Annotated in this window: 11 protein-coding genes and 1 riboswitch; all 11 genes read left to right on the forward strand. The window is 63.1% G+C overall.

Going from position 1 to position 12,113, the window contains the following annotated elements; genetic code table 11:
• The first annotated feature begins 12 nt into the window (after positions 1–12).
• The 11 genes from KYK29_RS16600 (at position 13) to KYK29_RS16650 (ending at position 11,986) form a co-directional block, all read left to right on the forward strand.
• Positions 13–945 carry a substrate-binding domain-containing protein gene (locus KYK29_RS16600; RefSeq protein ID WP_254692009.1) on the forward strand — a complete coding sequence of 311 codons (933 nt, stop codon included), beginning with the start codon at positions 13–15 and terminating at the stop codon, positions 943–945.
• A gap of 29 nt (positions 946–974) precedes the next feature.
• On the forward strand, positions 975–2,462 hold the full coding sequence (locus KYK29_RS16605; protein WP_254692010.1) for a sugar ABC transporter ATP-binding protein: 1,488 nt from the start codon (positions 975–977) through the stop codon (positions 2,460–2,462).
• A 14-nt stretch (positions 2,463–2,476) separates the two neighbouring features.
• Positions 2,477–3,265, forward strand: coding sequence for an SDR family oxidoreductase (locus tag KYK29_RS16610; RefSeq protein ID WP_254692011.1), 789 nt, complete (start codon positions 2,477–2,479; stop codon positions 3,263–3,265).
• A gap of 59 nt (positions 3,266–3,324) precedes the next feature.
• Positions 3,325–3,474: riboswitch (FMN riboswitch) on the forward strand.
• Positions 3,475–3,563: 89 nt separating this feature from the next.
• Positions 3,564–4,187, forward strand: a complete 624-nt coding sequence (gene ribB / locus KYK29_RS16615; RefSeq protein ID WP_254692012.1) for a 3,4-dihydroxy-2-butanone-4-phosphate synthase — start codon at positions 3,564–3,566, stop codon at positions 4,185–4,187.
• A gap of 332 nt (positions 4,188–4,519) precedes the next feature.
• A complete protein-coding gene (locus KYK29_RS16620) occupies positions 4,520–5,527 on the forward strand; it encodes a LacI family DNA-binding transcriptional regulator (protein ID WP_254692013.1) in 1,008 nt (335 codons plus the stop codon).
• Positions 5,528–5,743: 216 nt separating this feature from the next.
• On the forward strand, positions 5,744–6,835 hold the full coding sequence (locus tag KYK29_RS16625) for a sugar ABC transporter substrate-binding protein (RefSeq protein ID WP_254692014.1): 1,092 nt from the start codon (positions 5,744–5,746) through the stop codon (positions 6,833–6,835).
• A 62-nt stretch (positions 6,836–6,897) separates the two neighbouring features.
• Positions 6,898–7,857 carry an ABC transporter permease gene (locus tag KYK29_RS16630; RefSeq protein ID WP_254692015.1) on the forward strand — a complete coding sequence of 320 codons (960 nt, stop codon included), beginning with the start codon at positions 6,898–6,900 and terminating at the stop codon, positions 7,855–7,857.
• Positions 7,858–7,869: 12 nt separating this feature from the next.
• Complete coding sequence (locus KYK29_RS16635) at positions 7,870–9,372, forward strand: sugar ABC transporter ATP-binding protein (protein ID WP_254692016.1); 1,503 nt, start codon at positions 7,870–7,872, stop codon at positions 9,370–9,372.
• 2 nt (positions 9,373–9,374) lie between these two features.
• Positions 9,375–10,319, forward strand: coding sequence for an ABC transporter permease (locus tag KYK29_RS16640; protein WP_254692017.1), 945 nt, complete (start codon positions 9,375–9,377; stop codon positions 10,317–10,319).
• Between the two features lie 38 nt (positions 10,320–10,357).
• Positions 10,358–11,122, forward strand: a complete 765-nt coding sequence (locus KYK29_RS16645; RefSeq protein WP_254692018.1) for an SDR family NAD(P)-dependent oxidoreductase — start codon at positions 10,358–10,360, stop codon at positions 11,120–11,122.
• Positions 11,123–11,215: 93 nt separating this feature from the next.
• Positions 11,216–11,986 (forward strand): L-iditol 2-dehydrogenase, encoded by a 771-nt coding sequence (locus KYK29_RS16650; RefSeq protein ID WP_254692019.1) that lies wholly within the window; start codon positions 11,216–11,218, stop codon positions 11,984–11,986.
• The last annotated feature ends 127 nt before the right edge of the window (positions 11,987–12,113 follow it).

The following is a 12,113-nucleotide window of genomic DNA, read 5'->3' on the forward strand; positions in this document are numbered from 1 at the left end:
AGGAGACGAACCATGAAACTGTCCAAACTGTTGATGGCGGCAACCGCTGTTTCCGTGCTTGCGCTTCCGGCGACGGCCGCCGAGGTCAAGAAGATCGGCCTCGCCGTTCCAAACCTGCAGGCCGACTTCTTCAACCAGATCAAGCTCGGCGTAGAAAAGCATGCCAAGGAAAAGGGCATCGAGGTGGTTGTGGTCGACGCCAAGAACGACACCAACACCCAGGTCAGCCAGGTCCAGGACCTGATGACGCAGGAGATCGACGCATTCATCTATATCCCGGCCGGCGCTGCCGCCGCCGCGGTGCCGACGCGTCTTGCCCGCGAAGCCGGCATCCCCGTCATTAATGTCGACCGTGTTCCCGAGGGCGCGCCCGGTGACACCTTCATCGCCGGCGAAAGCGTGAACTCCGCCTACGAAGTCTGCAATTACATCATCGGCAAGGCCGGCGGCGCGGGCAAGATGGCGATCATCCACGGCCAGAAGGGCACGACGCCGGAAGTCGACCGTTTCGCAGGCTGCAAGCGCGCCATCGACGAGCACGAGGGCGTCGAATTGGTTGACCAGCAGTGGAGCAACATGTGGTCGGCCGACGAAGGCTTCACCATTGCGCAGAACATGTTGCAGGCCAATCCGGACATCACGATTATCTTTGGCCAGGCCGACGGTCTCGCGATGGGTGCGGCCAAGGCCGTCGACGTAGCCAATCTCTCGGACAAGGTGATCATCGGTGGCTATGACGGCGACGTCTCGGCCCTCGAATACCTCGCCAAGTGCGATGGGCCGTATATCGCAACGGCCACGCAGAGCACGCAGAAGATGGGTGTTCTGGCCGTTGAATCGGCGCTCGCCGTCGCTGCTGGTCAGGAAATCGAGGAACGCCAGACGCCGAACGCCGTTCTGACGACCTGCGAAAACGCGCCGGAATTCGTGAAGAACCATCCGTAATCTGGATTCGTAACGAAAGGCAGCGCGCCATGATGAACCGCTCTCCCATCCTGTCGCTCCGTGGAATCCAGAAATCCTACGGACCGATCAAGGTTCTCCACGGTGTCGATCTCGACATCTACCCGGGAGAGGTCGTGGCGCTGCTCGGCGAAAACGGTGCCGGAAAATCGACCCTGTCGAATATCATTTCCGGCACCGTCCAGCCTTCTGCGGGAGGCATGACCTGGCTTGGCAAACCCTATGCGCCCGCCGATCCGCGTGCGGCGATGGACGAGGGCGTCGGCATGATCCATCAGGAGCTGAAACTCCTGCCCAAGCTCTCTATCGCGGAAAATATCTTCGTCGGCCGCTATCCCATGAAGTCTGGTCGGGTCGACCGCAAGACGATGGAGGAACGCGCCCGCGCCGGCCTCCAGCGGCTCGGCCTCGACGTGCCGCCCGAGCGCCTCGTCGAGGGGCTCTCGACCGGCCGGCAGCAGCTTATCGAGATTGCCAAGGCCCTGACGCTGAATGCCCGCCTGCTCATTCTCGACGAGCCGACCGCCGCGCTCGGTGGCGAGGAAACCCGGGCGCTCTTCCGCCAGATCGAGCGGCTGAAGGCCGAAGGCGTGGGCATCATCTACATTTCTCACCGGCTGGAGGAAATTCGCCAGATCACCGACCGCATCGTCGTCATGCGCGATGGGGCCAAGGTGCAGGAGTTCGACAGCGGCGACGTGCCGATCCGGACGATCGTCGAGGCGATGGTCGGGCGCTCGCTGGAGCGCATGTTCCCGGCGCTGCCCGCGCCCAACGACGAGGTAACGCTGGAGGTGCGGGGCCTCTCCTCGCCCGGCAAGGCCTTCCGGGACATCAATTTCTCCGTCCGCAAGGGCGAGGTCTTCGGCATCGCAGGCCTGATGGGCGCCGGCCGCACGGAGCTTGTGCGTGCCATCACCGGCGCGGACCCGATTTCCGCGGGCGAGGTGTTGTTGCACGGTAAGCCCGTCACTCTGCGCTCGCCGATTGATGCGATCCGCAACGGCATCGTGCTGGTGCCGGAGGACCGCAAGTTGCAGGGCGTGGTCCTCGAACACTCCATCGCTGAAAACATCGGCTATGCCAATCTCAAGGAGATCGCCAGGAAGGGCTGGGTCTCCTCCCGCCGCATCCGCGATTTTGCCGAAGACTATATCAAGCGCTTCGGCGTGAAGGGCCGCAGCGGGCAGAATGCCGGCGAGCTTTCCGGCGGCAACCAGCAGAAGGTGGTGATCGCCAAATGGCTGGCGCGCAAGCCCCAGGTGGTGGTGCTCGACGAGCCTACGCGCGGCATCGACGTCGGTGCGCGCTCCTCGATCTATGATCTCATCATGGACCTTGCCCGCGAGGGTGTCGCCGTCATCGTCGTAAGTTCCGACCTCGAGGAAGTCCTCGGCGTTTCCAGCCGCATCATGGTCATGGCGCAGGGCAAGCAGGCCGGTATCCTGAACCGCGAAGACGCCAATGATGTCTCCGTCATGGAACTGGCAACGATTTGAACAGGAAAGAAACCATGTCCGACATCACGCTCAACGCTCCCCGGCTCTTCGATCTATCCGGCAATGTCGCCTTCGTCACCGGTGCGGGCAGCGGCATCGGTCAGCGTATCGCGATCGGCCTTGCCCAGTGCGGCGCGGATGTCGCGTTACTCGACCGGCGTAGTGACGACGGGCTTGACCGGACGGCTGATTTCATCGCGCAGGCCGGGCGCCGCAGCATTCGGATCGCCGCCGACGTCACCAGCGCCGACGCGCTGAACGAGGCGGTCGCCCGTACCGAGATGGACCTGGGCGCCCTGACGCTCGCCGTCAACGCGGCAGGTATCGCCAACGCCAATCCGGCCGAGGAGATGGAGGAAAGCCAGTTCCAGACGATGATGGACGTCAACCTGAAGGGTGTTTTCCTCTCCTGCCAGGCGGAAGCGCGGGCCATGCTGAAGTCGCGTCGCGGCTCGATCGTCAACATTGCCTCCATGTCCGGCGTCATCGTCAATCGCGGCCTTGAGCAATGCCACTACAATGCCTCCAAGGCCGGCGTCATCCACATGACGAAATCCATGGCGATGGAATGGGTCGGGCGCGGTATCCGCGTCAACACGATCAGCCCCGGCTATACGGCGACGCCAATGAACACCCGGCCGGAGATGGTGCACCAGACGAAGCTCTTCGAGGAGCAGACGCCGATGCAGCGCATGGCCGATGTCGATGAGATGGTCGGACCCGCTGTGTTCCTGCTGTCGAATGCGGCAAGCTTCGTGACCGGTGTCGACCTCCTCGTCGACGGCGGTTTCTGCTGCTGGTAATATTGCGCGGTCTGGCGCAGGCCGGCTCTTGCATTCCTGTTCGCAAGTTCCTTATTTAGGTCTGTTCTCAGGGCGGGGTGAAATTCCCCACCGGCGGTATCCGGAGCGATCCGGGAGCCCGCGAGCGCCCTCCCGTCACACGGGAGGGGTCAGCAGATCCGGTGCGATGCCGGAGCCGACGGTTAAAGTCCGGATGGAAGAGGACAGGTTAGCAAAACCGCCCCGATCCGGGGCCGCAGGCCTGTTCGCCCAAGGGATTGAAAACGCCGACCGTGGCAACCCTTGAAAGGCAGATGAAATGGCATTCTCGAAAATTGAAGACGCAATCGCGGCACTGGCGCATGGGGGCATGATCGTCGTCGTGGACGATGAAAACCGTGAGAACGAAGGCGATATTATCGTCGCCTCGGACGCGGTGACGCCGGAGACGATCGCCTTCATGATGAAGCACGCCCGTGGCCTCATCTGCGTGGCGATGGAAGGCGAGCGGCTCGATGCGCTGGACATCCCGCTGATGGTTCCGCAGAACACCGAATATCATAAAACGGCCTTCACCGTTTCCGTCGACTACCTGCCGGGAACGACGACCGGCATTTCCGCCGCCGACCGCGCGGAAACCGTGAAGGCGCTGATGGATCCGGCCTCGGCGCCCGGAGATTTCGCCCGTCCCGGCCATATCTTCCCACTGCGCGCCCATCCGCGCGGCGTTCGCGGACGCCCCGGCCATACGGAAGCCGCCGTCGATCTTGCGCGCCTTGCGGGCAGGGCTCCCTCCGGCGTGATCTGCGAGGTCGCTAACGACGACGGCTCCATGGCCCGGCTTCCCGAACTGATCGCCTTCGCCGGGCAGCACCGGTTGCCGCTGGTCAGCATCGAGGACCTCATCGCCCATATCGAGGCGCGCACGGCACAGGCAGCATAAGCCGTCGCGGATTTCCGCGTATTTCCGGCTGTCGCACGGGCGTGTTTCGCGTGGCCTTTCGACTTTCGAATGCCATGCTGCTTTCGCATGATGCACGCGTGCCTTCAGCTGCGTCGCCACATGAAGAAATTGATCGGCACCTTGCCTGCGACGCGAGGGGTGAGGCCGCCGTCGATGGGCGGGGGCAACGGCGCACAGTATCGCGACATGCCAGGATCTCCAAAATGAAGTCATTGAAATCATTGGCATGTCGCACTTTAAAATAGAATGTGCCTATCCGCTCGGCCGCCGACGGGATATTCGTTTAGTCTGGAACAGCGTCCGGAGATCATATGAAGACCACCAAGCGAAAGCCTACGATCTACGACATCGCCATGGTGAGTGCGGCGTCTCCCACGACGGTCAGCATGGTGCTGAACGGACAGTGGAAGAAGCACCGGATCAAGCCCGAGACCGCGTCACATGTCCTGAAATGCGCCGGAGAGCTGGGCTATGCGGTCAATCAGAAGGCGCGGGCGCTGCGCCTTTCGCGCTCCGGCCTCGCCGGAATGGTTCTTCCGCATTATCGCAACCGCTTCTTCGCGGGTCTGGCCGAATCCTTTGAGGCTGAAGCGCGGGAACGCAACCTCTGTCCGATCGTCGTCAGCACGCAGCGTGACCCCTCGATCGAGGCACGGGTGACGGAGACGCTTCTGGCGCAGCAGGTCGAGTTCCTCTTCATTGCCGGGGTCAACGATCCGTCCCCTCTCAACGACATGTGCACGGCCGCCGGAATCCGCTGCGTCAATGTCGACCTTCCCGGCCCAAAGGCTCCCTCCGTCATCTCGGATAACCGCGGCAGCGCCATGGAACTGACCGAGCTTCTGGTCGGCAAGCTCCAGGCGGCCGGGCTGCCGATAGATGACTGGTTCTTCTTCGGCGGCGTGCGCGAGGACAATTCGACCCGCGAGCGGATCGAGGGGTTCAACGCGACGCTCGCACGACATGGTGTGAGCCTTCCGCCGAGTGCCTTTCGTTGTGAAGGTTATGCGCCCCGCATCGCCGAGCAACTGCTGGCCGAGCGCTATGGGCAACTCGGCCGTCTGCCGGCGGGTCTCTTCGTCAACGGCATCCCCGGGCTCGAAGGCGCGGCGGGCTTCCTTGCAACCCTTTCGAAGGAGGCCTGGAACTCTACCCGGATCGCCGCCTTCGACTGGGACCCCTTCGCCGCCCAGATGCCCTATGACGTCACCATGGTGCGGCAGGACGTCGAGGCGCTGATCGCGACGAGCTTCGCCCTCGTTGACGATTATCCCGAAGGCGAAACCCCCCTCATCGTCGTCCCGGCCAAGCTTCGCTGAGTGCTGCCAATTTCTGGAGCGCGCAAAGAAGTTTTGCTAAACCCTTTGCTAAATCCATTTAGCAATTGACTATGTGCCCGTTTGGCCGTAATTCAGAAGCCGCCTGAAAGAAGGCGTTACCGGCTTAAATCGGGTCACAGGATGTCCGCGCTTGACTGCGCCGGCAGAGGGATATCTGCGCCAGTCGACGGGGCGGTTCTTTAGAGGAGGATTGCAATGAGCATAAACGACTTCGTGCAAAAGGCGCTGATCGACCGCCGCCGGTTTCTGATCGGCTCGGCGTTGGGGGTCGGCGTCATCGGCGCCCCGGGTTTGGTTCGCCCGGCGTTCTCGTCAACCGGCTATAGCCTCGCAAGTTCGATCCGCTCCCTGTCGAACGCCTTCCATGCGGCCTGGAACAAAGGTGCGGATTCCTTCGCTCAGAGCATCGGGGATCCCCACAGCGCTCTGGTGACGGAGGGCAATAGCGAAAAGGGCATCGCGGACATCAAGGCGTTCCTCGCCAAGGCTGGCGATAAGGCCATCATCGGGGCCGATCCCAACGACTCGCCGGACGCCCGGCCGATCGTCGAGGCGGTCGCGGCCGCAAAAGGGCATGTGGTGACGGTCTGGAACAAGCCCGACGACCTGCACCCCTGGGATTTCGGCGACAACTACGTTGCGCATATGTCCTTCAACGGCGTGCCGGCCGGGGAGCAGACGGCGAAGGCGCTGTTCGACAGCTTCGGCGGCGAGGGCGCCATCGTCGCCCTTGGCGGCATTCCTTCGAACGTTTCGGCCATCGAGCGCAAGGCCGGTCTGATGAAGATGATCGAGGCCTCCGGCGGCAAGGTCAAGCTCCTGGATTTCCAGGACGCCGACTGGGATTCGGCGAAGGCCAATAACATTGTCGCCGCATGGCTCACCCGCTTCGGTGATGAGATCAAGGGCATCTGGGCGGCCAATGACGGTATGGCGATCGGCGCGCTGGAAGCGCTTCGCGCCGAAGGGCTGGCCGGCCAGATCCAGGTCACCGGCGTCGACGGCACAAGGGATGCCATCCAGGCGGTGAAGAACAAGGAAATGGCGGCAACGGTCGACTGGGATCCGTTCTGGATCGGCGGCATTGCTTTGTCCCTCGGCCATCACGCCGCGACCGGCGCGTTCATTCCGTCGAAGGAGCCGCAGGAGCATCGCGAGTTCTACGGCACGGGCGCCTTGATCACGCAAGCGGATGTCGAGGACTACTGGGCGAAGAACATCGAGGCGACGCCGGAGATCGACTGGAACGATCTCTGGGGCCGGGTCAGCGGCCAGATCACCTACTGATCGACCGGGAGGGGCCGCCTGCCTTGTGGCGGCCCCTTCCGATACCGCTGCGGGAGGAAAGCATGAAAAGCATGAAGTCGCGCTGGGCAAGCGCCATCCCTTTGTTCGTCCTGATAGGGCTTTGCGTCGCCATTGCGGTCCTCGATCCGAAGTTTCTGTCGCTCGGAAATATCGGACGCATCGCGGCAGCGGCTTCCGCTCCACTCGTTCTGGCTCTCGGAGCCACCTTCATCATCCTGATGGGATCGATCGATCTTTCCGTCGAGGGCGCGATGGCGTTTGCCGGAGCGGTGCTGGCGGCCTTCGTCGCCAACGCCTCCGGAACGGGATTCGACATCGGCCTTGCGGCGATACCGATCGCCCTTCTGGCGGCCGCCGCCTTCGGCTGCTTCATCGGCATGGTCCATGTCTATCTCAAGGTGCCCTCGTTCATGGCGAGCCTCGGCATGGGCTTCGTCGGCATCGGTATCGCGACGGTGCTGCTTGGCGGTGAGCGTGTCGGCATTCTCGACCAGAACGTCCGCGCGCTCGCATTGACCCGCGTCCTCGGGCTTCCGCTTTCCGTCTATGTCAGCCTGTTTATGCTGGCGGTCGCCTGGTTCATCCAGGACCACACACGCATCGGCCGCCATATCATGGCGCTCGGCGGTGGCGAGGACCTCGCAGCCGCGTCCGGCATTAACGTCCGCCGGGTTCGGCTCCTGGCCTTCACCATTGCCGGCATGTTCTTCGGGGTCGGCGCCGTTCTGACCTCGGCGCGGCTCGGTGCGTCGAGCGCACTGCTTGGAAGCGGACAGCTGTTCACGGCGATCAGTGCGGTGGTCGTCGGCGGAACGGCGCTGACCGGTGGCAAGGGCGGCGTGCTCCAGACCGTGATCGGCGTGCTCATCGTCATCGTCCTCAACAACGGCATGATCATCCTGGGCCTGCCATCCTTCGTGCAGCAGGGTGTCCTCGGATTGGCGATTATTCTTGCCGTGCTGCTGAATTCGTCCGGCCGCAGCCTGGCGATCGTCAAGTAGGAGCACGCGATCATGCTCGATCTCAAGGAAATCACCAAGACGTTCGGCCGGGTGCGTGCGCTGAAAGGCGTGTCGATCACCGTCGACGTGGGCGAAGTGGTCGGCCTCGTCGGTGAGAATGGCGCCGGCAAGTCCACCCTCATGAAGGTCCTGAACGGGATTCACCAGCCCGACAGCGGAACCGTCGAAATCAACGGCAAGACCGAGACGCTGCGTGGTCCGCGCGATGCGGCCGCCAAGGGGATCGGAATGGTGTTCCAGGAGCAGTCGCTCATCGCGAACATCTCGGTCGCCGAGAACATCTTTATCGGCAATGAGGCGCAGTTCGTGCGCTTCGGGCGGATCGACTGGAAGGCGATGGGCGAGGCTGCAAAACGCCAGCTCGACAAGGTCGGTCTCGACGTCGACCCGCGGACGATCACGTCGGAACTCAGCTTCATGCAGCGCCAGATGGTGGAACTGGCGAAGGTTCTGACATTGGAAGAAGCCGTCGACGGTAACCTCTGCATCCTTCTGGACGAGCCGACCTCGGTGCTGGAACAGGCCGAGATCGATATCCTGTTCGGCGTGATCCGCAAGCTGCGTGAGCGCGCCGGAATAATCTTCATCTCGCATCGCCTGGACGAGGTCATCGAGATTTCGGACACGATCTACGTGATGAAGGACGGCGCGGTCGTCGAGCGCATGATGAAGGCCGACGCGACGCCGGAGCGCATTCATCATCTTATGGTCGGACGCGAGGCGACAGGCTCCTACTACAAGCAGGACGAGCGTCGCCCGCCCGCCGAAGCCATCGCGCTTTCCGTGCAGAACGTCTCCCGGGCACTCCAGTTCTCCGAGATCAGTTTCGACGTACATGACGGCGAGGTCCTCGCGCTGGTCGGCACGGAGGGCGCTGGTTCGGAACCGCTGATCCGCAGCTTCTTCGGTCTCGAACGCACCCACCTCGGCAAGATCGTCTATCGGGGCGAGGATATCACAAACACCTCTCCGGGACGAGCCGTGGCGGCGGGCATAGGATACGTCCCGCGTGAACGGAAGATCGAGGGGATCGTCGAGGAAATGTCCGTTCAGGAAAATATCTGCCTGCCTCTGGGCGGCCGCCTGACGCGCTTCGGCCTCTTCGATTTCCCGGCGATTGCCCGGAAGACCGCCGGACTTATCGCCAAGCTGCGCATCAAGACCCCTGATGGGTCGACGCTTTGCGCCAATCTTTCCGGCGGCAACCAGCAGAAGGTCGTCCTGTCCAAATGGTATCGCACGGATGCGCGGCTGTTCCTCCTCGATCATCCGACGCGTGGCCTCGATGTCGGCGCGAAGGAGGACGTCTATGCGCTGATCCGCGAAATGTGCGCTGCCGGCGCCGCCGTGGTGCTGATCGCCGACACACTCGAAGAGGCGCTCGGCCTCGCGCATACGGTCATCGTTCTGAAGGACGGCAGGCAGACGGCGCGGTTCGACAATACCGGGCCGACGCCCGTCACCCCTCTCGACCTCATTGCCCATATGGTGTGAATATGAAGCAGTTCGGCAAGCTTGGCGGCCTTATCCCGTGGATTGCGCTGGTCGTCCTCATCCTGATCGTCGGTTCTTTCGACACGACCTTTCTCAAGCCGGCGACGCTGATCGGCCTGTTCGCGGACTCTGCGACGCTGTTCCTGATGGCGATCGGCATGACCGCCGTCATCTACATCGGCAGCATCGACCTTTCGCTCCAGTCGATTGCGGCGATCAGTTCGATCGTGCTCGCATTGCTCATTCCCGACTACGGCATGCTGGCGATCCCGGCGGCGCTGCTGGCCGGGGTGCTGTTCGGTGGCCTTTCGGGGGTCGTTCACGCGGTTCTGCGCCTGCCGAGCTTCATCGCGACGCTGGCCGTCGGCGGCGTGGTGACGACGGCGGCTCTCTACCTGTCGGACCAGCGCTCGATCCAGATCGACGCACAGCCGCGCCTCGACACGCTCTCCTGGGCGATCGGAACGATGTTCGGAGTGCCGAACGAGGTCTGGGTATCGCTCGTCGTTCTTGCGGTGGCCCTTGTCATCGAACAGGCGACGCCCTTCGGCAAGGCGATGAAAGCGGTGGGCTGCGGAGAGGCGGCGGCGCGCGTCGCCGGCATCGATGTCCGGAAGATCAAGATCGTCGTCTTCATGATCGCGGGTCTCTTTGCCGCTCTCAGCGGCGTGGTGCTCGCCGGACGCCTTTCAAGCGGCTCGCCGATCATCGCCAACGAATTCCTGCTTCCGGCCATCGCCGCCGTCGTGCTCGGCGGCACGTCGCTCACGGGCGGAACCGGCGGCGTGCTGCGGACATTGGTGGGGACGCTCCTGATCGCGGTCGTCCGCACCGGCATGACCTTTGTCGGCGTCAACGTTCTCGCCCAACAGATCGTCTTCGGCGTCATCCTGGTCGCGGCTGTCGCGCTGAGTACCGGGCGCGCACCCAAGGGTGTCATGAAATAGACGCCGGCCCATCAAATTCACATTAAAGGAGACTATCCATGATACTCGATAAGTTCAGGCTCGATGGAAAGGTTGCGGTTGTCACCGGCGGCACGCGTGGCATCGGCCTCGCCATCGCCAGAGCTCTCGGCGAAGCCGGCGCCCGCGTTGTGATCAGCGCCCGCGCGCCCCTTCAGGAGGCGACCGACACTTTGGCGGCCGCTGGCGTCGACGTCGTCTTCATCCCTTCCGACATGCGGGAAGAAGCGGCGGCCGATGCGTTGACGCAGCAGGTGGTCGAGCGCTTCGGAAGGCTTGACATCCTCGTCAACAATGCCGGTGTCGCCATCCATGGCGACAGCGGCGACTTCGATGACGAGACCTGGCGCAAGGTCATGAGCCTCAATGTCGATGCGGTCTTCCGCGCCTGCCGCGCCGCGCTGGCGCCGATGCGTGCGCAGGGCGCGGGCGTGATCCTCAATATCGGCTCGATGTCGGGGATCGTCTCGAACATCCCCCAGAACCAGGTCGCCTACAACAGTTCCAAGGCTGCCGTTCACATGATGACGAAGAGCCTCGCAAGCGAGCTTGCCGCCGAGAACATCCGCGTCAATGCCATCGCTCCCGGCTATATCGATACGGACATGTCGCGAGGCGGTATCGAGAATCCGGACTGGTTCCCCATCTGGCGCGATATGACGCCCATGGCGCGTGTCGGCCAGCCAGACGAAGTGGCTGCGGCGGCATTGTTCCTCTGCGCTCCGGCGTCGAGCTACGTGACCGGCGAAGTCCTCGTCATCGATGGTGGCTATACGACACGCTGACACCGCCCGGGAGCCCGGTATCTCGCATCGGGCCTCCCCATCCGATGGCCCGCTCCCACAGGGTCGAGCTTGCCGGCATATGGAGAAATGGAAATGAGATTGAAAGATAAGGTCGCCCTGATCACCGGCGGCGCGCGCGGCATCGGGCTTGGCTTTGCCGAAGCCTTTGTCGCCGAAGGCGCCAGGGTCGTCATCGCGGATATCAATCTGGAGCGGGCCACCGCGGCGGCCAGTTCCATCGGTCCGGCGGTCACCGCCGTCAAGCTGGACGTGACGCGTGCGCCGGATATCGAAGCCGTCGTCAAAAAGATCGACGAGGAGATGGGCGGCATCGACATTCTCGTCAATAATGCCGCGATCTTCGACATGGCGCCGATCCAGGCGATTACCGAGGATAGCTATCAGCGGGTTCTCGACGTCAACCTCAAGGGACCGCTCTTCACAATGAAGGCCGTCGCCAACGTCATGATCGCCCGCGGCCGCGGCGGCAAGATCATCAATATGGCAAGCCAGGCCGGCCGGCGTGGCGAGGCACTGGTGACGCTCTACTGCGCCTCCAAGGCGGCGATCATCTCGGCCACCCAGTCGGCGGCGCTGGCGCTCGTCAAATACGGCATCAACGTCAACGCCATCGCGCCCGGCGTGGTCGACGGTGAGCATTGGGATGTCGTCGACGCCAAGTTCGCCGAATGGGAAGGCCTGAAGCCCGGCGAGAAGAAGGCTGCCGTGGCCCGGGAAGTTCCGATCGGCCGTTTCGCGACGCCGGACGACATCAAGGGTCTTGCCGTCTTCCTCGCCTCCAGGGATAGCGATTACATCCTCGCCCAGACGTACAACGTCGACGGCGGCAACTGGATGAGCTGAATCACCCCGTTTGCCGGAAATGCGGCTGAAACAAAGAGAGTGAGCGGTTCTGCCGGTCCTTGTGAAAACCGGAACCGCTCCAGGGGCAGGAGGCGCGGCTTTCCACTCGTTGCCCCGTCATGAATAT

Source organism: Shinella daejeonensis (assembly GCF_024281235.1).
In the GTDB taxonomy this organism is placed as follows: domain Bacteria; phylum Pseudomonadota; class Alphaproteobacteria; order Rhizobiales; family Rhizobiaceae; genus Shinella; species Shinella daejeonensis.